This window comes from Halorubrum sp. AS12 (assembly GCF_051122765.1).
Taxonomy (GTDB): Archaea; Halobacteriota; Halobacteria; order Halobacteriales; family Haloferacaceae; genus Halorubrum; species Halorubrum trapanicum.
The window spans coordinates 2,290,901-2,317,575 of record NZ_CP185385.1; the positions used below are offsets into that span (position 1 = coordinate 2,290,901).

Annotated in this window: 26 protein-coding genes and 4 pseudogenes; 17 read left to right on the plus strand and 13 right to left on the minus strand. The window is 69.8% G+C overall.

Annotated features, from left to right (window positions below):
* Positions 1 to 33: 33 nt before the first annotated feature.
* The 3 genes from ACODNG_RS11625 to tbsP form a co-directional block, all read right to left on the minus strand.
* Complete coding sequence (locus ACODNG_RS11625) at positions 34 to 372, minus strand: cupin domain-containing protein (RefSeq protein ID WP_434521435.1); 339 nt, start codon at positions 370 to 372, stop codon at positions 34 to 36.
* A 99-nt stretch (positions 373 to 471) separates the two neighbouring features.
* On the minus strand, positions 472 to 2,163 hold the full coding sequence (locus ACODNG_RS11630) for a YcaO-like family protein (protein ID WP_434521436.1): 1,692 nt from the start codon (positions 2,161 to 2,163) through the stop codon (positions 472 to 474).
* Between the two features lie 171 nt (positions 2,164 to 2,334).
* The gene (gene tbsP, locus ACODNG_RS11635) at positions 2,335 to 3,156 is read right to left on the minus strand and encodes a transcriptional regulator TbsP (RefSeq protein ID WP_434521437.1); all 822 of its coding nucleotides are present in this window, start codon (positions 3,154 to 3,156) and stop codon (positions 2,335 to 2,337) included.
* A gap of 318 nt (positions 3,157 to 3,474) precedes the next feature.
* Between tbsP and glyA the strand changes: the two are divergent.
* The 9 genes and pseudogenes from glyA to ACODNG_RS11680 all read left to right on the plus strand — a co-directional run bounded on the left by glyA (position 3,475) and on the right by ACODNG_RS11680 (position 11,218).
* Positions 3,475 to 4,723: pseudogene (glyA, locus tag ACODNG_RS11640) on the plus strand (serine hydroxymethyltransferase).
* A 78-nt stretch (positions 4,724 to 4,801) separates the two neighbouring features.
* Positions 4,802 to 5,212: a DUF3054 domain-containing protein gene (locus ACODNG_RS11645; RefSeq protein ID WP_434521438.1), complete on the plus strand. Its 411-nt coding sequence runs from the start codon at positions 4,802 to 4,804 to the stop codon at positions 5,210 to 5,212.
* Between the two features lie 181 nt (positions 5,213 to 5,393).
* Positions 5,394 to 5,663, plus strand: a complete 270-nt coding sequence (locus ACODNG_RS11650; protein WP_434521439.1) for a hypothetical protein — start codon at positions 5,394 to 5,396, stop codon at positions 5,661 to 5,663.
* Positions 5,664 to 5,751: 88 nt separating this feature from the next.
* Positions 5,752 to 6,753: an ornithine cyclodeaminase family protein gene (locus tag ACODNG_RS11655; protein WP_434521440.1), complete on the plus strand. Its 1,002-nt coding sequence runs from the start codon at positions 5,752 to 5,754 to the stop codon at positions 6,751 to 6,753.
* A 72-nt stretch (positions 6,754 to 6,825) separates the two neighbouring features.
* Positions 6,826 to 7,335: a metallophosphoesterase gene (locus ACODNG_RS11660; protein WP_434521441.1), complete on the plus strand. Its 510-nt coding sequence runs from the start codon at positions 6,826 to 6,828 to the stop codon at positions 7,333 to 7,335.
* Between the two features lie 91 nt (positions 7,336 to 7,426).
* Positions 7,427 to 7,672: an AbrB/MazE/SpoVT family DNA-binding domain-containing protein gene (locus ACODNG_RS11665; protein WP_434521442.1), complete on the plus strand. Its 246-nt coding sequence runs from the start codon at positions 7,427 to 7,429 to the stop codon at positions 7,670 to 7,672.
* A pseudogene (locus ACODNG_RS11670) lies at positions 7,672 to 8,098 on the plus strand (type II toxin-antitoxin system VapC family toxin). Before ACODNG_RS11665 ends, ACODNG_RS11670 begins: the two are co-directional and overlap by 1 nt.
* A 455-nt stretch (positions 8,099 to 8,553) precedes the next feature.
* The gene (locus ACODNG_RS11675; RefSeq protein WP_434521443.1) at positions 8,554 to 10,281 is read left to right on the plus strand and encodes an aldehyde ferredoxin oxidoreductase family protein; all 1,728 of its coding nucleotides are present in this window, start codon (positions 8,554 to 8,556) and stop codon (positions 10,279 to 10,281) included.
* Positions 10,282 to 10,381: 100 nt separating this feature from the next.
* A complete protein-coding gene (locus ACODNG_RS11680; RefSeq protein ID WP_434521444.1) occupies positions 10,382 to 11,218 on the plus strand; it encodes a hypothetical protein in 837 nt (278 codons plus the stop codon).
* Positions 11,219 to 11,231: 13 nt separating this feature from the next.
* Here the strand turns inward: ACODNG_RS11680 and ACODNG_RS11685 are convergent, their stop codons facing one another.
* Positions 11,232 to 12,941: an ATP-binding protein gene (locus ACODNG_RS11685; RefSeq protein ID WP_434521445.1), complete on the minus strand. Its 1,710-nt coding sequence runs from the start codon at positions 12,939 to 12,941 to the stop codon at positions 11,232 to 11,234.
* Positions 12,938 to 13,684, minus strand: a complete 747-nt coding sequence (locus tag ACODNG_RS11690) for a DUF5806 family protein (protein ID WP_434521446.1) — start codon at positions 13,682 to 13,684, stop codon at positions 12,938 to 12,940. Before ACODNG_RS11690 ends, ACODNG_RS11685 begins: the two co-directional genes overlap by 4 nt.
* Positions 13,685 to 13,774: 90 nt before the next feature.
* Between ACODNG_RS11690 and ACODNG_RS11695 the strand changes: the two genes are divergently transcribed.
* The 4 genes from ACODNG_RS11695 to ACODNG_RS11710 all read left to right on the plus strand — a co-directional run bounded on the left by ACODNG_RS11695 (position 13,775) and on the right by ACODNG_RS11710 (position 16,496).
* On the plus strand, positions 13,775 to 14,143 hold the full coding sequence (locus ACODNG_RS11695) for a universal stress protein (protein ID WP_434521447.1): 369 nt from the start codon (positions 13,775 to 13,777) through the stop codon (positions 14,141 to 14,143).
* Positions 14,140 to 14,805 (plus strand): GNAT family N-acetyltransferase, encoded by a 666-nt coding sequence (locus ACODNG_RS11700; RefSeq protein ID WP_434521448.1) that lies wholly within the window; start codon positions 14,140 to 14,142, stop codon positions 14,803 to 14,805. Before ACODNG_RS11695 ends, ACODNG_RS11700 begins: the two co-directional genes overlap by 4 nt.
* Positions 14,806 to 14,855: 50 nt before the next feature.
* Positions 14,856 to 15,479, plus strand: a complete 624-nt coding sequence (locus ACODNG_RS11705) for an adenylate kinase (RefSeq protein ID WP_434521449.1) — start codon at positions 14,856 to 14,858, stop codon at positions 15,477 to 15,479.
* 120 nt (positions 15,480 to 15,599) lie between these two features.
* Entirely contained in the window at positions 15,600 to 16,496 is an 897-nt protein-coding gene (locus tag ACODNG_RS11710) for a DUF106 domain-containing protein (RefSeq protein ID WP_434521450.1), read from the plus strand.
* A 35-nt stretch (positions 16,497 to 16,531) separates the two neighbouring features.
* Here the strand turns inward: ACODNG_RS11710 and ACODNG_RS11715 are convergent, their stop codons facing one another.
* The 4 genes and pseudogenes from ACODNG_RS11715 to ACODNG_RS11730 all read right to left on the minus strand — a co-directional run bounded on the left by ACODNG_RS11715 (position 16,532) and on the right by ACODNG_RS11730 (position 21,584).
* Entirely contained in the window at positions 16,532 to 17,551 is a 1,020-nt protein-coding gene (locus tag ACODNG_RS11715) for a carbohydrate kinase family protein (RefSeq protein ID WP_434521451.1), read from the minus strand.
* 86 nt (positions 17,552 to 17,637) lie between these two features.
* A pseudogene (locus tag ACODNG_RS11720) lies at positions 17,638 to 18,901 on the minus strand (DHH family phosphoesterase).
* Positions 18,902 to 18,976: 75 nt separating this feature from the next.
* A complete protein-coding gene (locus tag ACODNG_RS11725; protein ID WP_434521452.1) occupies positions 18,977 to 19,441 on the minus strand; it encodes a universal stress protein in 465 nt (154 codons plus the stop codon).
* 517 nt (positions 19,442 to 19,958) lie between these two features.
* Positions 19,959 to 21,584 carry a heme-binding protein gene (locus ACODNG_RS11730; protein ID WP_434521453.1) on the minus strand — a complete coding sequence of 542 codons (1,626 nt, stop codon included), beginning with the start codon at positions 21,582 to 21,584 and terminating at the stop codon, positions 19,959 to 19,961.
* A 150-nt stretch (positions 21,585 to 21,734) separates the two neighbouring features.
* Between ACODNG_RS11730 and ACODNG_RS11735 the strand changes: the two genes are divergently transcribed.
* Both ACODNG_RS11735 and ACODNG_RS11740 read left to right on the plus strand, forming a co-directional pair.
* Positions 21,735 to 22,340 carry a PadR family transcriptional regulator gene (locus ACODNG_RS11735; protein ID WP_434521454.1) on the plus strand — a complete coding sequence of 202 codons (606 nt, stop codon included), beginning with the start codon at positions 21,735 to 21,737 and terminating at the stop codon, positions 22,338 to 22,340.
* A 79-nt stretch (positions 22,341 to 22,419) separates the two neighbouring features.
* On the plus strand, positions 22,420 to 22,641 hold the full coding sequence (locus ACODNG_RS11740) for a hypothetical protein (protein WP_434521455.1): 222 nt from the start codon (positions 22,420 to 22,422) through the stop codon (positions 22,639 to 22,641).
* Between the two features lie 52 nt (positions 22,642 to 22,693).
* Here the strand turns inward: ACODNG_RS11740 and ACODNG_RS11745 are convergent, their stop codons facing one another.
* From ACODNG_RS11745 to deoC, 3 genes are all read right to left on the minus strand, one after another.
* Positions 22,694 to 22,864 (minus strand): hypothetical protein, encoded by a 171-nt coding sequence (locus ACODNG_RS11745; protein ID WP_434521456.1) that lies wholly within the window; start codon positions 22,862 to 22,864, stop codon positions 22,694 to 22,696.
* A gap of 72 nt (positions 22,865 to 22,936) precedes the next feature.
* A complete protein-coding gene (locus tag ACODNG_RS11750; RefSeq protein ID WP_434521457.1) occupies positions 22,937 to 23,161 on the minus strand; it encodes a hypothetical protein in 225 nt (74 codons plus the stop codon).
* A gap of 74 nt (positions 23,162 to 23,235) precedes the next feature.
* Positions 23,236 to 23,874, minus strand: coding sequence for a deoxyribose-phosphate aldolase (gene deoC / locus ACODNG_RS11755; protein ID WP_434521458.1), 639 nt, complete (start codon positions 23,872 to 23,874; stop codon positions 23,236 to 23,238).
* A 193-nt stretch (positions 23,875 to 24,067) separates the two neighbouring features.
* Here deoC and ACODNG_RS11760 point away from each other — a divergent pair.
* Positions 24,068 to 25,407: pseudogene (locus tag ACODNG_RS11760) on the plus strand (aminotransferase class III-fold pyridoxal phosphate-dependent enzyme).
* A 58-nt stretch (positions 25,408 to 25,465) separates the two neighbouring features.
* Here ACODNG_RS11760 and ACODNG_RS11765 read toward each other — a convergent pair.
* Entirely contained in the window at positions 25,466 to 26,122 is a 657-nt protein-coding gene (locus tag ACODNG_RS11765) for a non-canonical purine NTP pyrophosphatase (protein ID WP_434521459.1), read from the minus strand.
* Between the two features lie 103 nt (positions 26,123 to 26,225).
* Between ACODNG_RS11765 and ACODNG_RS11770 the strand changes: the two genes are divergently transcribed.
* Positions 26,226 to 26,663: an SHOCT domain-containing protein gene (locus tag ACODNG_RS11770; RefSeq protein WP_434521460.1), complete on the plus strand. Its 438-nt coding sequence runs from the start codon at positions 26,226 to 26,228 to the stop codon at positions 26,661 to 26,663.
* The last annotated feature ends 12 nt before the right edge of the window (positions 26,664 to 26,675 follow it).

Sequence of the window (26,675 nt, forward strand, 5' to 3'; positions counted from 1 at the left end):
CGACGGGTCGCGACCGACCGTTCCGCCGTCCGCTCACTCCTCCCAGTCCGGGTTCGCCCGCGGCGGGGAGAAGATGTCGTAGCCGACGGCGGGTTCGTCGCTCCGATTCTCGGCGGCGTGGGGTTCGTCGCCCGGGATCACGTACGTGTCGCCCGCCCCGACGACGCGCTCCTCCCCGTTGACGACGAACGTCAGCCTCCCATCCGTGATCAGCCCGATCTGCTCGTGCGGGTGGTCGTGTTCGGGCACCGTCTGCCCCGGTTCGATCTCGAACCGCTGGATGCTCGTCTCCTCGCCGACGGCCCCCTGCGTGAGGAACACACCGTCGACCGCCTCGACCGCCTCTACGTCCGCGTCGGGTACGACGTCCATACGCCCTCCGGCGACCCGGAGGCACCTAAATCCGCGGGAGCGGGCGGTCGACGCCGGGGCGGCCGACGCGTCGCGAGAGGTGCCGCTCTCACCCCGCCGTCACGGGAACGGGTGGTACGGACGGTCAAGTACCGGCTCGAACCCCATCGACCGCGGTACCTCGCTCGCCCGGTCGCCGAAGAACGGGTCGCCGGTGAACAGCGGCTGCGCGCCCGGGACCAGCACGCGGACCGCCTCGAAGCCCAGCGCCGCGAGGTCGCGGGTCGTCACCCGCGCGACGTAGGCGTCGAGTCCGACGGCCTCGACGCGGTCGATCGCGGCCGCCAGCTCCTCGGTCCCCGCCAGCTCCGGCGCGCCCAGCCCCTCGGTCGAGACGGTCGCGTCCGGGTCGAAGAACGCGGCCGTCTCCGCGGGCAGGTCGGCGTGATGGCCGATCGCAGCGCCCTGCTCGTCGGCCGCCTCCCGGCCCATCGAGCGGAGCTCGGTCCAGTTCTGGAGCGCCTCGGCGAGCGCGCTCCGCGCCGCCGCGGCCGGGTCGAGGTCGGCGCCCGACCCCGCGGCGAACCGCGGCCAGTCGCCCTCGCGGCTGACACCGACCGCGACGACGGGCACGTCCACGTCGGTCGTGACGAGGAGGGTGGTCACCGACAGCGACTCCGCGCGCGCCCGCTTCTCCAGTTCGGCGAACCCCGGGTCGTCGACGTCGAGTCCGAGCGGCTCCGTCGTGGAGTACCAGCTGACCATCGTCGCGTCGCGCTCGACCGTCTCGTACAGCCCGGAGAGGGCGGCGTCGGGACCGGAGCTCCCGAGTCCGAGTCCGGTCGTGATCGGCGGGCGGTACCGCCGCTCCGGCGGCGGGAAGCCGACGAACTCCGCGGGGAGGCTCGCCGGCTCGCCCGTCCCGAGGCGCTCGCCGCGGACCCACGGGAGCCGGTCGTCGCGGTCGTACGCCTCGGCGTCGTCGGGGCGGACGAACGCGTCCGGCGTGACCGGGTTCGGGACATTTGCGGCCGGCGCGCGCGTGAACTCGGCCTCGCGGTAGACGCCGGCCGCGTACCGCTCTAACCCCTCGCCGAGCGCCTTCATGAACGCGGCGTCCCAGTCGGCGGCTGCCCCGCCGCCGAAGTCGGCGGCGTCGGCGTCCGAGAAGGGCGTCGTGTCGGCGACTCGGGCGACGTAGTACGGCACCGGGAACGACTCCTGCTCGCCGACCTCGACCAGGGCGCCGATCCGGGGGTCGACGGCCCGCTCCGCGCGGTCGATCGTGTCGTCGAGGTCTCGCTCGGCGTGATCTCTGGGGAGCGCGTCGCCGGGGTCGTCCCCGCAGTCGCAGCCGGGAACCGGGAGGAGCGTCCGCTCGCCGCCGGGCACCTCGACGACGGTGTCCGCCACCGGGTCGCCGGCGAGTAGTCGGATCGCCCGCCGTCCGGCCACCGCGCCGGCGTAGCGCACCGCGGACCGGCGTCCGGTCGGCGCGTCGGCCGGCTCCGCCCCGCCGCTCTCGACGCGGGCCCGCAGGCAGTCGTGACAGGCGTCGTCGAGGACGGTCACCGCGGCGTCGAGTTCGGCGAGGGGGACGCCGCCGAGTCCGCCCACCTCGACCGCGATCCACCGGTCGAGCAGTTCGTTCGCGGTCGCGAACGCGGCCGATCCGGCGGTGTCGACGACGACCGCGGTGTCGAACCCGTCGAGCAGGTCGGCCTCGACGGGCATCACGTTCACGTCGACGTCGCCGAGCGCGGCCGCGGCGGCCTCGACCGCGGGACCGTCGCCGACAAGTCCGATATCCATACCCGGTCGACGCGAGGCGGCGAAAAAAAGCCGCGGGTCCGCGGCGCGGCGGCGCACGCGCCGCGCGGGTCCGCGGCGCGGCGGCGCACGCGCCGCGCGGGACCGCGGCGGGAAACGAGCGGGTGCGAGGAGAAGAGCGGGGACGACGAAGAGGAGCGTTCGGTCGCGCGGTCAGGCTGGCGTCGCGGCCATCATCTCGGCGGCCTCGGCGGCCAGCGCCTCGGCGTCGACGCCCTGGAGGCGCTCGTCGCCGAGCTTCAGGCGGAGCCGCGGTCGGCCGACGTCGATCGGGACCTTCTCGGTGTCGATGATCCCCAGGTCTTCGAGCCGCGTCTTCGTCCGGGAGAACGTCGCCTTCGAGGCGATGCCGACGTCTTCGCCCCACTTGGAGATGTCGTAGAGGAGCACGTCGTTCTTCGCCGCGACGAGCAGCGAGACGGTCACCTCGTCGAGGTCGACGGTCTCGTCGCTCTCGGCCGCGTCGAGCACGGCGTCGAAGTCGGCCCGGGCCTCGGCGCCGATCTCGGACTCCAGCGTCTCGCGGACTCGGCTGATGGCCGGCGTGCGGAGCGTGTACGCCTCCGCGTCGTCGAACGCGCTCCGGTGGGTCTCGTACACCTCGTCGACGAACTCGCCGTCGTCGGTCGAGAGCGCGGCGACGCCCTCCCCGACGGTGACCAGCGCGACGACCCGAGACGGGGAGACGAACAGGGCGTTGTCGACCGCGCCGTCCAGCACCCGAAGGTCGAGGGTCCCGTCGGCGACGAGGTCCGCGGCCCGGGACGCGACGACGAAGTCGTCCAGCACGTCCTTGAGCGTCCGCTCGTCCGCGAGCATCGACAGTTTCGGGAGGTCGTCCCGCCCGACGGCGGTCTCAACCAGCGATACGATCGTTTCCGCCGAGGGGTCCACGACGAGCAGCTCGTCGTCGTCCCCGGCGAAGGCCGCTTCGAGCGCCGCCTCGACGTCCGCTTCCAGTAAATTCGACACCATTTATCTCTCCGTATAAAAGCCAGTTGCGTATTTAATATTAACGGGATTCGGAGAGCGAACAACTCACGTAGCGGGGCTGAAACGGCCGAAAAGCGGGTATTCTGTTTATCGAAGAGCGACACGGGACGAGCGGGAGTCTCCCTCCGGGCGGCGACGGATGCGACGATAGACGCGGTGGCGTGTCCTCGGGCGCGGCGACGGACGCGGCGGCGTGTCCTCGGGCGCGGCGACGGACGCGGCGGCGTGTCCTCGGACGCGCCGCGACCAATTTCCGACGGCGACGGAAGGATTAATGCGCGGTCGCGCCCGCGTTCGCACATGGACCACGAGCACGTCCGGGAGGTCGACCCGGCGGTCGCCGACGCGCTGGCGGGCGAACGCGACAGACAGGAGCAGACGCTCGCGATGATCGCGAGCGAGAACCACGTGAGCGAGGCGGTACTGGAGGCGCAGGGGAGCGTCCTCACCAACAAGTACGCCGAGGGGTATCCGGGGTCGCGATACTACGCCGGCTGCGAGTACGCCGACGAGGTCGAGGAGCTGGCGATCGAGCGCGCGAAGGAGCTGTGGGGCGCCGACCACGTCAACGTCCAGCCCCACTCCGGCACGCAGGCGAACCAGGCGGTGTACTACTCGGTGCTCGAACCGGGCGACAAGATCCTTTCTCTGGACCTCAACCACGGCGGCCATCTCTCGCACGGTCACCCCGCGAACTTCACGGGGAAACTGTACGACGTCGAGCAGTACGAGGTCGACCCCGAGACGGGGTACATCGACTACGAGGGCCTCCGCGCCGCCGCCGAGTCGTTCGACCCGGACATCATCGTCTCGGGCTACTCGGCGTACCCCCGCACCGTCGAGTGGGAGCGGATTCAGGCGGCCGCCGACGCAGTCGACGCCTACCACCTCGCGGACATCGCGCACATCACCGGTCTCGTCGCCGCTGGCGTCCACCCCTCGCCGGTGGGCGTCGCCGACTTCGTCACCGGCTCGACCCACAAGACGATCCGCGCCGGCCGCGGCGGGATCGTGATGTGCGACGAGGAGTTCGCGGACGACGTCGACTCGGCCGTCTTCCCCGGCGGGCAGGGCGGCCCGCTGATCGGACAACGTCGCCGGCAAGGCGGTCGGCTTCAAGGAGGCCTTGGAGCCGGAGTTCGAGGCGTACGCACAGCAGGTCGTCGACAACGCCGAGGTACTCGCGGAGACGCTGCAGGAACACGGTCTCTCTCTGGTCTCCGGCGGCACCGACAACCACCTCGTGTTGGCCGACCTGCGCGACTCGCATCCCGACCTCTCGGGCGGCGACGCGGAGGACGCGCTCGCGGCCGCGAACATCGTCCTCAACGGGAACACGGTCCCCGGCGAGACCCGGTCGCCGTTCGATCCCTCGGGGATCCGGGCGGGGACTGCCGGGCTGACGACCCGCGGCTTCGACGCGGAGGCCATCGAGGAGGTCGGCGACCTGATCTACCGCGTCGTCGACAACGTCGACAGCGAGGACGTCATCTACGAGGCCGGCGAGCGCGTCGTCGAGCTCTGCGAGGCGCACCCGCTGTACGAGTGACGAGGTAGTGCCGGCCGGGGGGCGCCCCGCGCCGCCGAATCCGTGCGGTAAAAGTGGGGGCGGCTCGCACGGGTCGGTATGGACGCTCCGCCGTTTCTCGCCGCCCGCCTCGACCGCGGCGCCGCGCCGCTCGCCGTCGGGGACGTGATCGTGTTGATCCTGCTCCTGACCGTCGGGACGATCAACCACACCTCCGTCGAGTTCGTGACCGCGAAGCCGCTGTACCTGCCCGAGGTGTACGCGCCCTTCCTGATCGCTTGGGCCGTGCTGGCGCCGCTCGTCGGCGCCTACTCCGCGGGCGCGGCCGAGACCGCGAAGTCGTCGGTCCCGCTCGCGATCCGGTCGTGGATCCCCGCGGCCGTCGTCGGGCTCGTCCTCCGCGAGTTCGTCTTCCGCGGCAGCGCCGAACTCACCTTCGCGGCCGTCATGCTCGTGACGGGGTCGCTCGCGCTCGGCGGCTGGCGGGCGCTCTACTTCCGACTCCGGTAGCGCTCTCGTCCGCTCTGCTCTCGACCGCCGTTTCTTCCCCTTTTTGCGATCTCGACCCGCGTCGACGCAGTCTCGCGCCGGCCTATAAGTTATGAGTCACATCTGCGTGTTCACGAACGAACCGTCTCCGAACCGCGGGAAAAATTTAATATGGATTCTCACAGTAGTATTCGACGGGAGCATGACTGGATACTACGACTACGTCCTTGGGCTCATCCCGGTAGCGCTGATCGGTGTGACCGCCTCGCTCACGCTGGTCGGGCTGTCCGTAACCTCGGCGCTCCCGTTCGGCGCCGTCGCCGCGGGCACGGTGATGGCTCACGCGATGTTCGTCCGAAATCCAGTCGCGAGCGAAGCGCCCGCGGAGCGGTCGTTCGACGGCGACGCCGGCGAGCGCGCCGCGGTCGGCGGCTCGGCGGCGGGCGGTTCCTCCGCGGGCACCGCGGACTGACGGTCCTGCGCCTCGAGGTCCCGGTCGCCGCCGCGACCGATCGCCGCGTCCTGTACCGTTTCAGTCCCCGCGCCCCGAGTGGGCGGGTATGACGGACGCCCTGTTCCTCACGAGTTCCGAGGTCGACGATCTCGCCGAGCCGGCCGACTACGTCGCCGCCGTGCGCGACGCGTACCGACAGGTGGGCGAGGGCGCGCCCGCGGAGCCGCGGACGAAGTTGCTCAACCGCGAGCCGGCGGGGATGTTCACGACCTACGCCGCCGTCCTCCCGGAGACGGGCGCGATGGGCGGCTACGCCTACTCGGCGGGTTTCGGCGCGGAGGACGCGTGGTTCATGACGCCGCTGTTCGACGCCGTCTCCGGCGCGCCGCTCGCGCTGATCGACGGCGCGTCGATGAATCCGTTTAAAACGGGCGCTGCCGGGGCGGTCGCGGTCGACGCGCTCGCCCGCGACGACGCGACCGAACTCGCCGTGATCGGCAGCGGCGCGCAGGCGCGCGGGCAGGTCGCGGCGACCGCGACGGTCCGCGAGTTCGAGTCGGTCCGCGTCTTCTCGCCGACCCCGGAGAGCCGCGAGTCGTTCGCCGCCGACTTCGACGAGCGCCTCGACGCCGAGGTGTCGGCGGTCGAAAGCGCGAGCGACGCGTTGGCGAGCGCCGATGTCGTGATCACCGCGACGACCGCGAGCGACCCCGTGATCGCCGACGCCGATGTGGAGCCGGGGACCCACGTCACGGCGATGGGACAGTACGACCCCGAGAAGAACGAGCTCCCGCCGGAACTCGTCGCGCGGGCGACGTACGTTCCCGACCTCCGAGCGCGCGCGACGCAGGACGCCGGCTCGTACCTCGCCGCGGTCGAGGCCGGCCTGATCGAGGAGGGCGAGGGGATCGCGGCCGACCTCGGCGAGGTCGTTGCGGGCGACCACCCCGGTCGGACGAGTGACGAGGAGGTGACTGTCTTCGATTCGGGCGGGACCGGCGTCGAGACGGTCGCGGCCGCGCATATGCTTTATAAACGGGCGAGCGAGAAGGGGCGCGGGAAGACCATCGACTTCGCGCCCGCGAGCGAGGCGCTGACCGGGGAGTAGTCGGGTGTCGATCGGGGAGGTGTTGCCGGCGATAGCCGGAGGTTCAAGTGCCGCGCCCGCCTTCCGGCGCATATGTTGATTGGCATCGTCTCCGACACGCACGACGACCTGGCCGCGGTCGAGGCTGCCGTCTCGCTGTTCGAGCGCGAGGGCGTCGACGCGGTCGTCCACTGCGGCGACTTCGTCGCGCCCTTCTCCGCGGCGCCGTTCGACGCGGAGTTCGACTTTCACGCGGTCCGCGGGAACAACGACGGCGAGTGGGCGGTCGAGTCGACGGTCGCGGAGTTCGGCGAGTACCACGGCGAGGCCGCCGCGCTCTCGTTCGATGGTGTTGAGGTGGCGGTCACCCACGGCACGAGCGACCTCGTCGTCGATGCGCTCGTCGACTGCGGCGACTACGACTACGTGTTCCACGGACACACCCACGCGCACGGCGTCGAAGCGCGCGGTGGGACCGTCCGCGTGAACCCGGGCGGGCTTCCGATTCCGGTCGAGGGTGCGGACGACACGTTCCGGGTCGCGACGCTTGACACGGCGGAGTCGGGGGCGGACGCGGTGACGCACCACGTCCTCGACGATTAGCTTCGGAAGCACGGTGAAGCCGCATCTTCGACTGCCTACTTCCTCCACATGTGGAGAAACATGTATGAGAGTTGAACCGAAATAACCCGGTATGGCGACTGAGGAGAGGTCCGAAGAAACGACGGTCAGCGATCGGGGGATGGTCACGATTCCGGCAGACCTCCGCCAGCGACTCGACATCGAGCCGGGTGACAAACTCCGGTGGACCACTGATAAAGACGGGTCGCTCTCGGTCGAGATCGTCCATCAACGCGAGGGCGTGTTCGACGATTTCGAACCCGTGGACGCCGGCGAGACGAACGCCGTCGAAGCGGAGGCCGAGTTTGGAGGAGAGTGATGGCGGTCGCCTTCTTGGACACGAACGTCCTCTTCGCCAGCGCCAGCGCCCGCGACGAATACCACGACCGCGCTCTGGAGATCGTCCGCGGAATCGACCACGGGGAACTTCCGAACGCCGTCCTGACGGACTACGTCGTCGCGGAGCTACTGAATCTCTCTCGCGAAAAACTCGGCGCAGATGCCGCGAACCGACTTCTGGATCGGCTTATCGAGGGCACCCATTCGAGATTGTTCCCTCCCAAATGTGGATTTCAACGCCGCACAGCCGCTTTTCCGCCAACACAGCGAACTCTCGTTCGTGGACGCAACCATCGCCGCGTACTTGAATCGAGAAGGCGTTGAGTACCTCTACTCTTTTGATGATGACTTCGACGTAGTTGACGGCTTTACGCGGTTGGAAACCGCTGACAACCCCTTCAGTTAGCGGATTTGGTGTGAGTGGTTTTGTCAGAACTCACCAATGCCTCTGGGGTAGGACACCGCCATATCCCCAGCCGTCCGCTTATAAATGGCTGCCAGCAGATCGGCAGCGAACGCCTCCAAAGCCCCAGCCGCGAGGGCTCGCGCACCTCGCTGCGCGCTTCAGTCGCTCACTCCGTTCGCTCCTTTCAGTGCTTGCGTCGGTGTGCTTCGCCCTCGCGGCTGCCCCTTTGAGTCCCGCCCCGCACAGTCCCGCCCCTCACACCTCCCCAGCCTCGTCGGCGGTCCTTCGCTTCGCTCCGGACCGCCGACTCCCTCGCGCGTGCGGTTCGCGACCTGCGGGCGCTCACCGGCACGCGCCGACCGCACCGTTCTTTATAAGTGATCGCGCCGCCGCTAACTGATATTTAAACCACGTCCACCCCGAGTTTTATCGCCGCTCGGTCGGTCAGTACGCCCATGAGACACGCACAGGGACCGCTCCTCACGATCAACCTGACCGAGCGGACCGCGTCGACGACGCCGATCGACGACCGGCTCGCGTCGTTCGTCGGCGGCCGCGGGCTTAACACGTCGCTCGCGTACGACCGGATCCCGTTCGACGCCGATCCGCTCGGCCCGGAGAACCGGCTGTACTTCTCCACGGGACCGATGCAGTACTCGACGACCTCCTACACGGGGCGGATGGCCGCCACGAGCCTCTCGCCGCTGACGAACGGCCTGTGCTCGTCGAACGCGGGCGGGTTCCTCTCGCGGAACTTCACCGGCGCGGGGTACGCCGCGGTCGAGCTCGTCGGCGCGAGCGACGACCTGCTCGCGGTCCACGTCCGCGAGGTCGGCGCGGACGGCGAGCCGGACGTAACCTTCGAGGAGGTCCCGGACTTAGAGCAGGCGGAGGTGTCGGCCGTCTCCGACCGATTCGCGGAGACGCGAGACCTGGAGCCGGAACACGTCGCCTGTATCGGTCCCGCGGGCGAGAACGCGGTGCGGTTCGCGTCGATAATGACCTCGGACACGCGGGCGTTTGGCCGCGGCGGGCTGGGGGCGGTCCTCGGCTCGAAGGGCGTGAAGGCGCTCACGTTCGACGGCGATGCGGACGCCGGAATCGAGATCGATCCCGACTGGCCCGAGGAGGCGGGCGAGGTCCACCGCGAGGCGGCCACCTCCGACTCGATCATGAAACGGCAGGGGACGACGAGCGTGACGGAGCTGGCGAACGAGATGGACGCGCTCCCCTCGTACTACTTCGCCGAGACCTCCTTCGAGGGCGTCGAGGGGATCTCCGGCGACCGCGTCGAGGAGAAGAAGTACAAGAAGGGGACCTGCTCTAGCTGCGCGTTCGCCTGTAAGCTCCCCACCCGCGACGAGGAGCGGGGGATCGAGACGGAGGGACCGGAGTTCGAGACGGTGATGGCGTTCGGCTCGAACGCCGGCGTCGACGACGTGGTCGACGTGATGGCCGCGAACGAGCTGTGCGACGAGCTGGGGATGGACACCATCTCCTGTGGCGATGTCGTCTCGATGTTCCTACAGAGCGAAGACGAGTTCGGCAACGCGGGGCTGGTCCGCTCGCTCGTCGAGCAGATCGCCTACCGCGAGGGCGTCGGCGACAAGCTCGCGGCGGGCGTCCACCGCGCCAGCGAGGAGTTCGGCGCCGAGGACTGGACGGTGAAGGGGATGGAGTTCGCCGGCCACGACGGCCGCGCGCTCAACGGTCAGGGACTGGCGTTCGCGACCGCGAACCGCGGCGCCGACCACATGTACGGGGAATTCTACCCCTACGAGTACCCGCTCGTCGACCCCGAGGACGCGCTCGATCCAGAGGGGCTGGAGGGGAAACCCGAGAAGCTCGTCGCGAAGGAGAACCGCAACGCGGTCCTCGACTCGGCGGTGATCTGTAAGTTCTCTCGGGGCACCGTCACCGACGACCGGCTCGCGGCGCTGCTCGACGCCGACTACGACGCCCTCCAGACGCTCGGCGCGCGGGTCGTCGAGCTGGAGCGCGCGTTCAACAACGCCCGCGGCTTCGACCGCGGCGACGACACCCTCCCGTACGCGGACGCGATAGAGGGGTTCGACGCGGCGCTCTCCGAGTACTACGCGCTCCGCGGCTGGAACGACGACGGCACGGTTCCCGACCACGGCGACGGACTCGACCCCGGGAGCCGCGTGACCGCCGACGACTGACGGAGCAGCTGTACCGCGGCCGCGTATCCCGCTCAACGGGCACGAAAACGCGCGTTTGTCCCACCGTCGGATTTTACCCGTTTCGAATCAATCGATGGACATGAACAGACGCTCGTACCTCGCCGGGGCGGGCGGCGCGTCGGGGCTTCTCGCCGGCTGTACCGACTCCCTCGTCTTCGGCGACTCCGGCGTGTCCCCACGCGACCTACCGGATCGGCCGGCTGACCTCACGCCCGAGTCGGTCGCCGCCTACATCGCGGCGTACGAGGAGGTCCGCGTCCACAACGTCCACGCCGAGCGCGGCGCCGACGAGGTAACCGTCCGGGCGGCCGCGACGTTCGACCACGCCGCGGGCGACGACCACTACGCGACCGTCCGCCACGCGGGGACAGTGTACGAAAGCGACGGAGGCGCCCGGTCGGTCGGCGAACTCGCCGGTCTCCCGACCCCGTACCTCGTCGCGCCGGACCGGACGCTTCGGTTCGGCCTCGAACGCCGGACCGTCGACGCCGATGTCGGAGACCAGTCGACCGGCGACGCGGCCGGCAACACCGTCTCCCCGCCGCTCGGCGTTCGCCTGATCAACGTGAGCGAGAACGACCGAGAGGTCTCGGTGACCGTCACCCGCCGAGCCGATGACGGCACGACCGACGAGGGGGACAACTCGACCGACGGCGACGGCGGGGAGACCCCGGGCGAGGAACCGGTCGCGCGGTCGATCCAGTCCGTCCCGCCGGAGTCGGCGGTCGAACTCCGGTCGATCGCCGACGCCCGCGGCGGCTACCGGATTGTCGCCCGAACCGCGGACGACGGGACGACCGCCGAGGGCCGGATCGAGGTCGGGCTGCCGAGCGCGGACCGCGCGGTCAACGCCGATGTCGTGATCGACGGAGACGGGGTCTCGGCGTGGCATCTTCCCGCCCTCGAACCGCTGTGAGCTCTCGGATCGCCTACTCGCCGCCCGCGCCGTCGCCCGGTTCGATATCGACGCCGCGGAACTCGAACCGGGCGCCGCCGGTCTCGCTCTCGGTGACCTCGACCGTCCAGCCGTGCGCCTCGACGACCTCGGCGACGATCTTCAGCCCGAAGCCCGTGCCGTCCGGATCGGAGGTCACGCCCGCCTCGAACACCGAATCTCGGTCGTCGAAGTCGATCCCGGGACCGTCGTCCGCGACGTAGAAGCCGTCGCCGTCGGCGAGCGCGCCGACCGTGACGGCGACCTCCGGTCCAGCGTGCGTGACCGCGTTGACGAAGAGGTTCTCCAGCGCCTGCCGCAGTCGGCTCCGGTCCGCGGCGACGACGGCGTCCGTCTCGACCGCGAGCGTCGCCGACTCGGTGTCGACGGTCTCCCAGCACTCCGCGGCGAGGTCGGCCAGCGCGACCGGCTCCGTCTCGTCGATACCGGTGCCCTGGCGGGCCAGCGCGAGCAGGTCCTCGATGAGCGCGTCCATCCGGTCCAGCGAGCGCTTCACGGCGCCCAGCTCCGCGACGTCGATCGACTCGTCCGCGAGGCGCTCGGTGACGATTTCGAGGTTGCCGGCCGCGACGTTGAGGGGGCTTCGCAGGTCGTGCGAGACGAGGCTGGCGAACTCCTCCAGCCGGTCGCGCTCGCGGGCGACCTCCGCCTCGCGCCGCCGGAGCTGTCGCTCCCGCTCGATGCGGACGAGGACCATCGTCACTGTCGCCGCCCAGATGCGCGCCACCGCGAGATCGGAGTCGTCGAAGGCGTTCGGCGCGGTGTCGCCGACGTTCAACACGCCGTACCGGCCGAGCGGAACGACGAGTTCGCTGCGTATCGTCGAGTCGTCGCTGTAGCGGTCGGGGTCGTCGCCGACGTCCGCCACGTACGTCGGCTCACCGCTCTCGAAGACCTCCCAGGTGATGCTCCGCTCGTCGGCCGCGAACGTCGGGTGCTCGCCGACGACCGTGTCGGCGGTGTCGGTCCAGACGATCGGTTCGAGCGCCTCTCGCTGCTCGTCGAACAGCCAAATCCCGGCGATCGGGTGGCCCAGAACGTCGTCGACGTACGACACGGCGGCCTCGGCCGCCGCCTCCCTGTTGGTCGTCTTCAGCAGCTCTCGAGTCGCCTCGTGGAGCGATTCGAGCGTCTCCGTGCGGCGCTGGAGCGCCAGCTGCCGCGTCCGCTCGTTCGAGACGTCTATCGCGGTGACGACCGCGTACTGCTCGCCGTCCAGTTCGAAGGGACCGACGCTGACGCGGGCCGGGACCCGAACCCCGTCGCCGCGGCGCACGACGAGTTCGAACCCGTCGGCGAGCGACCGCGCTTCGCCCGCGCGAACCGCGTCGACCAGCGCCGCCACGTCGTGTCGGGAAGCGTCGTCGACCGCCTCGTTCGTTTCGTTCGTTTCGTTCGTTTCGTTCGTCTCGTCGTCAGGTGTGTCACCGGTTCTCGCGCCGTCGGGGTCGCCGGAGTCGCCGGAGTGCGCTTCGAAGGCCGTGATCGACACGGAGCCGTCCCACCCGAACTCCGTCGGGTCCTCGAACACCTCGCTGATCGAGCGGCCCGAGAGACCGTCCGGATCGAGTCCGAACACCGTCTCGACGCTCGGCGTTCCGGCGTGGATGACGCCGTCGCCGTCGACGACGAGCGTCGGGTCCGGCGTCGCGTCGAGCGCCTCCGGAAACTTGTCCATCGTCACTCCTCTGTCGGCTTGTGTACGTGGCCACACTCCGGGCAGCGAACCTCCTCTCCCCGGAGGTCCGCCGAGGAGGCGCGCACGTCGCGCATCACCTCGCTGATCTTGTCTTCCGCCTCCAGTTCGTCGGCGACTGCGAGGTCGACGCCCTCGACTTCGAGGAGGAACTTCGCGATCTCCGTCACCTCGTACATCATCTCGTCGAGGTCCTCGGCGGTGAAGAAGCCCGACATCGCGCCGTAGAGGAACGTCGCGCCCGCCTTCGTCACCTTCTCCTCGAAGGAGTAGCGCGCCTGGTTGACCGCCTGCGGCGTGTACGTGTCGGTCATGAAGGGAACGAGCTCGGGGAGGTTCTCACCGATCTTCGTCATCTCGACGCCCGTCTCGGTGCGGAAGTCGGCGCAGAGCCGCGCGATCGCCCACTCGCGAGCCGTGATGTACGTCCGGTCGCGGAGGAACTCGTTGACGCGCTCGTAGCGCGCCCCGTCCATCTTCTTGAACCGCTCGTACTTGCGGACGTCCCTCGGCACGTCGCCGTCGGTCTCGTCGTCGGATGTGCTCGCGTCCTCCGTGGACGCGGCCGCGTCGCGCTCGTCGGTCGATGCCGCCTCGGTCGTCTCGTCGTCCGACGGCGGATCGGGTGCCTCGCCGCCGTCCGTGTTACCGTCCTCTGGAGGGGATCGGTCCGCGGCCGAATCGCCGGTTCCGTCGGCGGAGTCGGCCGATGGACCGGTGTGGTCGCTCATACGTCCGAAACCCCGCGGGCGGGCAAAAGCCTTGTCGGTGGTCGGCCGCTCGGAGATCCACTTTTGTACCGTCGCGTGGAGTGGTGGCACATGAAGGTGCTCTGCGGGATCGGCGGCAGCGACGACTCGTTCCGCGCGCTCGACCGGACGGTCGACCGGGCGGCGGTCGCAAACGACGACCTGACGATCGCCGTGGTCGACAACGAGGACTCCTCGGTGTCGCCCGACGAGGTCGTCGAGCGCGCCGAAGCGGCCGTCGACGAGGCGGGAATCGCTGCCGAGGTGCGACGTGTCGAGGGCGATCCGGGAAGTCGATTGGTCGAGATCGCCGAGACGGAGGGGTTCGAGGAGATCGTCTTGGGCGGCGGCCACACCAGCCCGATGGGGAAGATCACGATCGGGTCGATCGCGGAGTTCGTCCTGTTGAACGCGAAGACCTCGGTCACGCTGGTCAGATGAGCGACCGAGGGTACCCGGACGCGGTGGCGGACGAGTTCCCGCCGCCGCCGACCGCGTTCACCGACCGCGAGGACCGCGAGATCGAGATCCGGCCGTACGAGGGGGACGAGGCGGCGCGGGAGGCGCTCGTCGAGATGTACGACGACTTCGACCCGGCCGACCGCGCGCAGGGGATCCCGCCGGGCGGCGAGGAGCGCATTCGCGAGTGGCTCGACGCGATCCTCCCCGGCGACTGCTACAACGTGATCGCCTGGTGCGGCGACGAGGCGGCCGGCCACGCGACGCTCGTCCCCGACGGCGACGCCTACGAGCTGGCGATCTTCGTCCATCAGGAGTACCAGCGCGCCGGGATCGGCACGCACCTCATCCGCGGGCTGCTCGGTCACGGGCAGGCGAACGGCGTCGAGAAGGTGTGGCTCACCGTCGAGCGGTGGAACCGCGCCGCCGTCTCGCTGTACAAGAAGATCGGCTTCGAGACCTCCGACGCCGAGAGCTTCGAACTGGAGATGGGACTGCGGCTCCGCGCGGACGACGAGGGGTCGGCAGGCGAGACCGACGAGTCCGACGGCGCCGAGTCCGCCGCCACCGAGTCCGACGGCGCCGAGTCCGCCGCCACCGAGTCCGCCGACGCCGACCCCGAGTCGGACGCGGGCGGCGAGTAGTGTTGGCCGGAATCTTCAAGCCTTTAGGGGCGGCGCGCGACCGCTCCGGTATGAGCCATCGAATTCTGCTGTTGGGGGCGCCCGGCGCCGGAAAGGGGACACAGAGCGCGAAGCTGGCCGACGAGTACGGCGTCGAACACGTCACCACCGGGGACGCGCTCCGCGCGAACAAGGACATGGAGACCGAGTACGGCACGCCGCGCTCGTTCATGGAGGCGGGCGAGCTGGTGCCCGACCCGGTCGTCAACGAGATCGTTCAGGCCGCGCTCGACGACGCCGACGGGTTCGTCCTCGACGGCTACCCGCGCAACCTCGATCAGGCGGAGTACCTCTCGGAGATCACCGACCTCGACGCCGTGATCCTCCTCGACGTCGACGAGGAGGTCCTCGTCGACCGGCTCACCGGCCGCCGGGTCTGCGACGAGTGCGGCGCGAACTACCACGTCGACTTCCAACCGCCCGAGGAGCCGGGCGTCTGCGACGAGTGCGGCGGCGAACTGATCCAGCGCGACGACGACACCGAGGAGACCGCCCGCGAGCGCCTCGAAGTGTTCTACGACAACACCGAGCCCGTCATCGAGCACTTCCGCGACGAGGGCGTCCTCGTCCAGGTCGACGGCGAGGCGGCCCCGGACGAGGTTTTCGACCGGATCCGCGACGTCGTCGAGAACTGATCGGCGAGCGGCCGCCGATCGCCCCGGTCCCCCGACCCGGCCCCATGCCGACGCCGTCGGGAGCCGATCCGAGCCGCGATCCTACAAGGTTCTTAACCGTCGACCGCTAATCGGCCGCTAATGAGCAAAGTCGAACGGCGGGTCCGCTCGCTGGTCCGCGAGGACGGCGAGATGCGGGACGCCATCCAAGTCGTCCTCGACAGCGCCAGCGGCGGCGAGGTGCGCTGGGTCGACGTTCGCGACGAGATCACGAGCGGGCAGTGGGGCCGGCTCATCGAAAAGGAAATCCTCGTCGACGGCGACGAGGGGTTCGCGCTCGCCGACCGCGAGGAAATCGAGGCCGGTCTGGAGGACGACGACTCCGGCGGCAGCGACGTTGAGACCCCCGAGACGACCAGCTGGTCGAAGTGGGACAAGCTGGCCGGGCTGGCGACGCTCGGCGCGTTCGTCGGCTACGCGGTCGGCCCGGTCCGCGATGCGATCGCCGGCGCCATCGACGTGGTCCTCGGTCCCCTCCTGAACATCGTCCCCTTCTACGTCGTGATCATGGTCGTCGCGCTCGGGACGGGGCTGTACTCGACGCTGCTGCGCGCCGGGCTGATGGACATGGAGAAGATGAGCGCGTACCAAGATCGGATGAAGGACATTCAGGAGCGTCGCAAGGAGGCCGAAGAGCGCGACGACGACGAGGCGCTCGACGAGATCCAAGAAGAGCAGATGGAGGCGATGGGCGACCAGCTCGGCATGTTCAAAGAGCAGTTCCGCCCGATGGTGTGGATCATGTTCCTCACCATCCCGGCGTTCCTCTGGATGTTCTGGGTGGTCGGCTACCGCGGGGCCGAGGCCCAGTACGAGCTCGGCCAGATCGTCGTGCCGTTCGCGGGCCAAGTCGAGTGGACCGCCGGGATCGTCGGTCCGATCCAGATGTGGATCCTCTGGTACTTCCTCTGCTCGATGGCGTTCACCCAGCTGGTCCAGAAGAGCCTCAACATCGAGATGTCGCCGTCCTCCTCGTAAACGACGCGCACCGGCTTTTCCCTCGATTCGCGCGCTCACTCACGTTCGGCGAGGAACGCTTTCACCTCGTCTCTCGCCGGAATCGACCCCATCCCGCCGACCGACCCGACCGACAGCGCCGCGGTCGCGTTGCCGTACGCGAGCGCCTCGCGGAGCGGTTCCTCGTCGCCGTCTTTGGACGCCTGCGCTCCGGCGAGCCGCGAGAGCAGTCCCGCGGTGAACGCGTCGCCCGCGCCGGTCGCGTCGACCGCCTCGACCGCGAAGCCGCCGTGTCGGACCGTCGCGGCTCCCCACGGAGCCGCGTTCGAACTGACCGCCAGCGCGCCCTCGTCGCCCATCGTGACGACCGCGGTGTGCGGCCCGAACTCGAGTAGGTCGCGTGCCAGTTCGACCCCCTCGTTCGTCGACAGTCCGGCCGCCGCGACATCCTCGTCGCTACACAGCACCACGTCGCTCTCGGCGACCGCCTCGCGGACCGCGGTCGACACCGCCCCTTCCGCGCCGTCCGGGACCAGGTCCGAGCGGTAGTTCACGTCGAACGAGACCGGGCAGCCGGCGGCGGTCGCCGCCGAGAGCAGTTCGCGGGTCGCCGCTCGGCCGCCCGGGTGCGTCAGCGCCACGCCACCGAGGTGGACCCACGGCGGATCCGTCGGTCTCTCGGTCGATTCCGCGGTACCCTCCGCCGTCAGCGCCTCGGTCGGCGCCGCGTCCGGGTCGAACCCGAACGTCACGTCTCGGGAGCCGTAGAAGCCGAACCGCGGCCCCGCCGCGCCGGGCGGCGACACCACCGCGAGCGTCGTCTTCCCGTCGACGCGCTCGACGTGCGTCTCCGGAATTCCCTCGGCCGCGAGCGTCTCCGCGAGGAACTCGCCGAACGCGTCGTCGCCGAGGCGCGTCCAGAAGGCGGGCGCCGAGCCGAGCCGCGACAGCCCGACCGCGACGTTCGCGGGCGCGCCGCCGGGGCGGTGCGTGTAGCTGTCGACCTCGCGCAGCGTCGCGCCTGAGTCCGGCACGAAGTCGACGAGCGTCTCTCCGGCCACGAAGATGTCCGCCATCGCCCGGACGAGCGTGGCCGAGTCGTATGAAGGTGCGGATCGGACTGCGCGTCGGCGGTCCCGACTCGTCCGTCCGGTCGCGTCGCCTACTCGTCCGTCGCGGTCTCGGCGGCGTCCCCGACCTCCCCGGCCTCGACCTCCTCGGCGACCGCCTCGAACGCCGCGAGGATGACGCGCTTACACGCCTGGCCCTCGGTGCTCCAGTGGTGGGCGTAATCGAGCATGTCGTCGTAGATGTCGGGCTTGCAGCCCGCCGCCTGCGGGTGGCCGCCGCCGTTCACCCGGCCGGCGACCTCGTGGGCGTGTCGGAAGTCGTCGGAGCCGCGGATGGAGGCGGACCCCGCAGGCTTGACGATCACGGCGGCGTCGGCGCCCGCCTCGCGGAGCCGCTCCGCGACCTCGTTCTGCGAGCAGCGGCCGTAGGTGACCGCGACGCGCCAGTCACCGACCTCGTGGGTGACCGCGCGGTCGACGGCCAGGTCGATTCTGGCTTCCTTCTCGACCCGGCGCTCATCGACGAACGACCGCACCGTCTCGGGGAGGTCGACGCCGTACGCGCCTATGACCGCGGCGTACTCCTCGGCGCCGGCCCAGTAGGAGTAGTCCGCGAAGTCGTCGGAGCGCGGGTCCTCCTTGATCCAGAGGTCGTGGTCCCGGGTGACTTCGGCGAGTTCTGTCCAGCGGTCGTCGAACGCGTGATCGAGCGACCGGAGCGTCACGTCGGCGGTGCGACTCCTCGTCGGAGTCGCCGACGACGAGGTCGACGCCCGCCTCGCGGACCGCGGCGGCGGTCTCGTCGTCCCACTGGTGGTGGTCGAACCAGCGGATCGCGTCGGTCGACTCCGCGAGCGCCGCCAGCGGCTCGGCGATCCACTCGTAGTCGTCGGGGCAGAGGTCACAGACGAACAGATCGATGTCGTCGTCGGCGTAGGCGTCGACGCGTTCGAGCGCGGTGTCGATCGAGTACGGGCCCGCGGAGAGCAGCCCGACCGGCGACTCGGCGTGGGCGTCCGCGAGGGGGTCGTCGTCCTCCGCGTCGTCTGCGGTCTCCTCGTCGTTCGAGTCGTCAGCGTCGGACTCCTCGTCGTCTGTAAGCCGCGCCGCGATGGCGTCCTCGAAGGGCGCGACGTCGAGCGCGGCGTCGTACGTCTCGCGGATCATCGCGGCACAGGCGAGACCGTCCGCGTCGCCGTCGGCGATCACGACCGCCTCGCTGCCCTCGATCGCCTCCCTCGCTCGTCGCTCCGCGCGCTCGTCGTCCAGCGAGTCGGGGTAGAAGAAGCCCTTCCCCGGAAGTTTCGTGTACCGCGATCGGGGGGCGTCCCCCGTCTCGATGAGGTCGTCGTCCATACCGTCGAGGCGGGCGGCAGCCGGAAAACTCCGCCGCTCTCGCGGCGGACTGTGGGTACGTCGCCCTCGCGGCGCTCAGATCGTCGTGCGCCGCGGGTCCTCCTCGGTCAGCTGTCGCACCGTCAACACCGGGATCGGGCAGGTACGGACGACGCGCTCGGCGACGGAACCGATGAGGAAGCGGTTCTCGCCGTGCCGCCCCCGGGTCCCCATCGCGACGATGTCGGCGTCTACGTCGCGGGCGTACGCGTCGATCTCGGAGGCCGGGCGTCCCTCGCGGACCTCGATCGTCACGTCGAGGTCGGCGTCGCGGTCGTGGGCCGCGTCCGCGACGCGGTCGAGCGCGTCGCGCCCCTGGTCGTCGAGCGCGTCGCGGAGGTCGTCGCGGACCCTGTCGGGAGACGACTCCACCTCGCCGGCGTCGACGACGTACACCGCGTGGACCTCGGCGTCGAACCGCGCCGCCACGTCGACCGCGACCGAGACGGCCCGTTGGACGCTGTCGGAGCCGTCGGTCGCGACCACGATGGTGTCGAACATAGACCCTCGTTCGCCGCAGCGATACCTAAAACCCGGCGGTCGGCGGAGAGGGTACGACACGAAGCGGCGCGAATGCGACGACGACTCTATTTATAAATGACTGGACGGGGCGGTGGCGCGTGCCTCCGAGCGCCCACCGGGCGCGAGGAGCACGCGCGAGGGAGTCGGTGGTCCGGAGCGAAGCGGAGGACCACCGACGAGGCTGGGGAGGTGTGAGGTGCGGTGCTGTGCGGGGCGGGACTCAAAGGGGCGGCCGGGAGGACGAAGCCCGACGACGCAAGCACCGCAGCGAGCGTAGCGAGCGAGGCGCGCAGCGAGTCGCGCGAGTCCTCCCGGCTGGGGCTTTGGTGGTGTTCGTCGCCGATCTATCGTCTGTTATTTATAAGAGGGCGGCAGGGGCTTTGGTGGTGTTCGTCGTCGATCTATCGTCTGTTATTTATAAGCGAGCGGCTGGGGCTTTGGAGGAGTTCTCTGTCGGCCCGCTGTGCTTATAAAAGGCTACGCGCGTCAGGACGCGTTACGCTAAGAAGACGTGTCGCGGGCGGTCGGCGAGCACGTCGCGGCCCCACTGGACGGTCTCCGAGAACTCGTCGGAGCGGAAGAAGGCCATCGCGTCCTCCTTCGCGTTCCACTGGCTGGCGATGAACATGTCGTTCTCGTCTTCGACGTTCACCATCAGGTCGGTCTCGACGTGGCCGTCCATCTCGCCGAGGAGGTCGCCGACGTCGTCGAAGGTCTCGACGAACTCGGTCTGGTAGTCGGGCTTGACCGTGTAGAACATCCCCATCGTGCCGAAGCCGGACTCCTCGCCGGCGCGGGCGACGATGTCCGGAAGCTCCGAGAGGAAGCCGCCTGCGGTCTCCGCCGCCGACGCCGTGTCCCAGATCGAGACGACGGCGGCGCGGTCGGTGTGGCGCCCCTCGTACACCGCGGTCTTGACGTGGGTGCCGTAGTGGTCGAAGTTGCCGCGTAGCCCCTCGACCTCGTCGAACAGCTCGTCCACGTCGGCCTCGCTGTACAGCACCGTGGCGTACACGTCCTCGCCGTGGGGCTGCCCGGCGTAGATGTCGAGGTCCGCGAGCTCGCCGCGGATGTCGGCGTCGGAGGGGTCGTCGCCGCCCTCGTCGCTGCCGTGGCCGTCGCCCTCACCGTGGGGATGGTCGCCCTCGCCGCCGGCCTCCTCCTCGCCGTGCGGGTGGTCGCCGTGGGCGGAGCCGCCGCCCGCGCCCGAGTGGTCGTGTCCTTCGCCGTGTCCGTGCCCGTCGTCGCCGTGGTGGCTGCCGCCCTCACCGTGACCGCCGCTCTCACCGTGACCGCTCCCGCCGTGGGGGTGGCCTGCGCTGTCCTCCTCGGGCTCGCGCCCGGTCGGGACCGTCTCGCCCGCGAGGAACGCGTCGAGGTCGCGCGGCGGGAACCGGCGGCCGACGTAGAAGTCCCCGAACTCGCCGTACCGCGAGGAGGCGGGGTCGAACCGCATCTCGTAGACGATGTCCTTGATGTCGGTCGGGTCGGACCCGAACAGCGTGACGCCCCACTCGTGGTCGTCGAAGCCGACGGAGGAGGCGATCACCTGCTTGATCTTCCCGGCGTACTCTTTGCCGACCTCGCCGTGGTCGGCCATCAGGTCGGCGCGCTCCTCGAACTCGAGGTCGTACCAGTTGTGTTCCTCTCCGCGGCGCTTGCTCATCGGGTAGAAGCTGACGTACTCGTCGTCGGGAATCTCCGGCTTCAGCTTCCCTTCGATATACCGGCGCAGCCCCTCGTCGACGGCGTCCGCGCCCTCCTCGAAGTAGTCGTCGGAGACGTACCCGGACACCTCGGTGACGGAGACGTACGAGGTTTCTCGTTCGGTGAACTTCGCGAGCGCGGTGTCCTCGAAGCGGCGCTCGATGGCGGACAGATCGTCGAGCGACGGCCGAAAGTGGAGGAACATGAGGTCGGCCTTGTGGCCGAGCACGGAGAACAACGCGGACTCGCCCGTGTCGGCGTCGGCGACCAGTTCGCGGTGTTTCAGGAAGGCTTCGCCCTCCTCGATCGCTCGTCGTCGCTCGGACTCGGGCGCCTCGCGCCAGGCGTCCCAGTCGATCGAGCGGAAGTCGTGTAGCGAGAACCACCCTTCGGCGGTCTGTGGAGCCTCGACCATACGCCGGGTTGGGTCCCCGCGACTTAGGGGTTTGCGGGTTCTCCCGAGCGCCGGAAAAGGAACCACGGCCGCGGGTTCCGCGCGACGGAAATTGATCCCTTCGTCGCCGTGACCGAAACCCTTTCAGCGCGACCCTGAAAGGTTGGAACGATGCGGAAAAGCGGCCCGCCGAAAGGACTGATCTCGTATCTCGTGTTGGAGCTGCTCGACGAGCGCCCCCGGTACGGGTACGAGCTGCTCGGCGAGATCACGGAGATAAGCGGCGGGCACTGGGAGCCCTCCTACGGCTCCGTCTACCCCATCCTCTACAAGTTCGAGGAGGAGGGCGTCGCGGAGCGCGTCGAGCGCGAGGACGAGCCGGACCGCAAGTACTTCGCGCTCACCGACGCGGGCCGCGAGGAGCTGGCTGAGAAGCGCCGCGAGATCGGCGGCGAGGCGGAGGACTTCGGCGACGTGGTCCTCGGCTTCTACCACCTGTACGCCGCGCTCGCCACCGACGACCGGTTCGAGGTCGACGACGCCGAGGGCGACTGGGGGTACTCCGAGCGCTACAGCGCGTGGACCGTCGAACAGATCATCCGACACCACGAGCGCGACTTCGGCGAGTTCGAGCGGATCGATGCCTCGCCCGAGGAGTTCTACGACGAGGCGGACGGAACCGACCGGGACGAGACCGACCCCGATTCGTCCGAGACCGAGATGGCCGACGGCGCCGAGGAGTCGGAGGGGACCTCGTCCGGCGCGGCGGACGACTGAGCCGCGTGGGTCCCTCACCGGTGGAGCAGCCGGTCCGACGCCCGAAGGCATATATCCGCCACGGGCGATCGTCGGTGTAATGTCCACCGACGAGCCGTCCGTCCCGATCGTGTGCGACGAGTGCGAGACGGAGACCCGCGTCCCCCTCGACGACCTCGCGGACGCGCTCGACAAACACAACGCCCAGAAACACGACGGCGAGGCCGTCGCGGAGGTCGACCCGGCGATCAAGGACCGCCTCGCCGACCTCGTCGCCGAGGATCTGGGCTTGTTCGACGAGGAGGCGGCAGAGGAGGGGTGACCGTTTCAGTCAGCTCGCCGCCGTCTGACGACGACAGCGCTTCCTCGCCGCGCTACTCCTCCCCGTCGGCTTCCTCGACGCTCGCGGACAGCTCGTCGACGTGGGTGCGCAGCGTCGCCAGCGTCGCGTCCGCGTCGGCGTACCCCTCGTCGTAGTCGTCGAGCGCGGCCGCCGCTCGATCGAGAAAGCGTTCCACCGCCGCGTCGGTCGCCTCGTCGGTCATACGAAACCGTCGGCCCGCGAGCGGTTTATGTCTCCCGGCGTCGGGGTCGGGACACGGAGCGCGCGGCTCCCGTCAGCGCCGCCGGAGGGCGTACGCCGTGTAGCCGACCGCGACGACGAGAGCGGCCGAAAGCAGGGTACCGAGGACGGCGGGTGACGCGGTGACGTACTCGCCGAACGGGTCGGTCAGCGCGAACACGCCCACGATGAGCGCGACGGAGATGGCGATGCCGACCGCGCCGAACGCCTTGAACGCCGCGTCGAGGTCGAAGCGTTTCGATCCCGGTTGGTGGCTCATACCCCGTCGTACGCGCCTCGCACATAAATCCCTCCAGCGGGATTCTCAGCCTCGGAGAACGGCGGGACGGTCCGTCACTCGGGATATCCCTCGACGATGGCGACGCCCGAGGAGGCCCCGATCCGGACCGCGCCCGCGTCGAACATGGCGGTCGCTTCCTCGTAGGAGCCGACGCCGCCGGAGGCCTTCACCGGGAGGTACTCGCTCATCAGCTCGACGTCGGCGACCGTCGCGCCGCCGTCGGCGAAGCCGGTCGAGGTCTTCACCATGTCGGCGTCGGCGGCGACGGCGGCCTCGCAGGCGCGGCGCTTCTCGGCGTCGTCGAGGAGGGCGGTCTCGATGATCACCTTCACGGGGACCGGCACGGCGGCGACGACGTCGGAGAGCTCGTTGGCGACCGCGCCGTCGTCGCCCGCCTTGAGCCGCCCGACGTTGATCACGATATCGACCTCGTCGGCGCCGTCCTCCCACGCGGTGACCGCCTCGTCGCGCTTGACCGCCGGGGCGTGCTGGCCGTGCGGGAACCCGACCACGGTGGCGATCGCCTCGGGGTCGCTCTCGTACTCGGCCGCCTCGGCAACGTAACACGGGGGAATACAGGCGTTCATCCCGTGGCCGGCGGCCTCGTCGAGAACGGTCCGCACGTCGGCCCAGGTCGTCTCGGGACCGAGGACGGTGTGGTCGATGCTGGCGGCGAACTCCTCGCGGTTCATACGGTCTCGTCGCGGGGGGAGCTAAAAGGCGTGCTGGGTCGCGGCACGCTCGGCAGAGACGGAGACTGACGCGCTCGCCGGACTCTCCCGTCTACTCCCTGGCGCAACGCGGTTCCGTCGGCCGAAGTTGAATATTTCTCCAACTGTTCCGCGATCGCCCCGGATTTATTTCACCTCCGTGCCACCGCGACACATGGATCGCGACACCGCCACGCCTACCGTCGACGACCTCCCGGGTGATCGCGCTCGCGAGTGGGTGGAGTACCACCACGAGTCGGCCGCGCCGAGCACCTACGTCTACGAGTTCGTCTGGGACCGCACCGCCCCGGCCGAGGGACCGTTCTGTACTGACGTCGACGGCAACGTCCTCTTGGACTTCACCAGCCACGTCGCCGCCGCGCCGCTCGGGTACAACAACCCGCTCATCATGGATCGACTCGCGGAGTTCGACCTCGTCGATCCGCTGAAGATCGCCGGACAGGACTTCTACGCCGCGGGTGGTCCCTCGCCCGGCGACGGGATCCCCGGCGCCTCGGGGCTGATGGACCGCCTGACCGACCTGACGAGCCACTACGACATGGACACCGTCTTCCTCTCGAACTCCGGCGCGGAGGCGGTCGAGAACGCCATCAAGATCGCCTACGACGCCTCGGACGGCGCGAAGTACGCGATCACCTTCGACGGGGCGTTTCACGGGCGGACGCTCGGTGCGCTCTCGCTCAACCGCTCGAAGTCCGTCTACCGCCGCGAGTTCCCGGAGATCAGCGGCGTGACCGAGGTGCCGTTCTGCGACGACCGGACCTGCTCGGCGGAGACCTGCTCGTGCGGCTTCTTCGCGGACGGCGTCTCGCGGCTCCGGAAGAAGCTCGATCCGAAACGCGGGAACGTCCACCCCGACGACGTGGCGTACCTCATCCTCGAACCGATCCAGGGGGAGGGGGCTACCGCTTCCCCTCGGAGGCGTTCACCGACGAGATCGCGGCGCTCACCGAGGAACACGACATCACGCTGATCGCCGACGAGATCCAGTCGGGCGTCGGCCGCACCGGCGAGATGTGGGGCTCGGACCACTACGCGTACGAACCCGACGTGATCGCGAGCGCGAAGGGGCTTCGCGTGGGCGCGACCGTCTCGCGCGGCGACGTGTTCCCCGAGGAGACCGGCCGCCTCTCCTCGACGTGGGGCGCCGGCGACCTGATCGCCTCCGCGCAGGGCGCGCTCACGCTCGACGCCATCGAGGAGGCGGACCTCATGGACAACGCCGTCGAGCGCGGCCGGCAGTTCAAAGAGACGATGCGCGACGCCGACCTCGACCCCGTCGACGACGTCCGCGGGAAGGGGCTGCTGCTCGCGGTCGAGTTCGACACCAAGGAACGCCGGGACGCGGTCGTGGAGAACGCGTTCGAGCGCGGCCTCCTCACGCTCGCGTGCGGCCACGAGGTCCTCCGGATCCTCCCGCCGCTCGACGTCACCGAACGCGAGATCGACCTCGGCTGCGACCTCCTCACCGACGCGATCGCGGACGCGGCCTGAATCGCTCTCGACGCAGTCTCGACTCGGCTGTCCCGCCCGCGACTCGACTCGGCGATCCTCAGCGGTCCGCGAACCACTCCGCGAACTTCTCTAAGGCCCGCCCGCGGTGTGACACCGCGTTCTTCCGCTCGGTGTCCATCTCCGCGAACGTCTCGCCGTCGTGTTCGAAGATCGGATCGTAGCCGAACCCGCCGTCGCCCCGCGGCGCGACGATCCGACCCGGAACGTACCCCTCGAACAGCTTGACCGGGAGCGGGTCCGCGTCGGTGCTCCCGTCGCCGTCGCTCCCGCCTCCCACCTCCCCGTCCGGTCCCGCCGCCGCGGCCGCGTCGCGGTCGCCTTGGTCGACGGGGTCGGGGCTCGCGGCGAACCCGTCGCCGTCGCAGTAGCCGAGCACGCACCGGAAGGCGGCGCGGCGGTCGTCGAGTTCGGCGGCGATCTCGTGGACGCGCTCGACCCCGAGGGTGTCCTCGACGTACGACGAGTACGGACCGGGGAACCCGTCGAGTCCCTCGACGAACAGCCCCGCGTCGTCGACGAGGACCGGCGCGTCGGCGTGGCGGTACGCCTCGCGGGCCCCCTGCGCCGCGATCGGGCCGAGTCCGTCGGCCTGGATCTCCGTGTAGTCGAAGTCGAGCCGCTCCACCGAGCCGTCCGGGAGGTACCGCTCCGCCTCGCGCACCTTCCCCGGGTTCGTCGTCACGTACCTGAGCACGGATCGGCGTGGGCACGCCCGCGAGGAATAGCCGTCGGTCGCGGATGAGGGATCGACCGACCACGGCAGTACGCTTTTGTCGACCCGACGACATCGGTCGCGTATGGCCCTCCCCACGTTCGAGAAGAAGCGGCTCATCGGTCTCATCGGGATCCTCTCGTTCGGACTCACGGCGCTTTTCGCCGTGCTCCTCCCAACCGCGCTGGGACCGCTTATCCCCGCCACGTTCATCACCGGGTTCCTCATCCTCATCCCGCTGGTGGCGGTGCTCGGCGAGCAGTTCCCCCTCGTCGCGGCCGACGACGAGGCGGCCGACGCGACTGAGGCTATCGGGTCGTCGGAGCCGACCGCGGCGGCGGCTTCGGCCGAGCGGCCGGTCGCGGCGCTGCGCGAGCGGTACGCGACCGGAGAGATAGACGAAGCGGAGTTCGAGCGGAAACTCGACCACCTGCTGGCAACCGAGGACCTCGACGAGCGGCTCGACCGAACCGGGTCCGATCGCGCCGAGAACAGTCGGGAACGCGACCTCGAACTCGAATAAGCCGAATCCCGT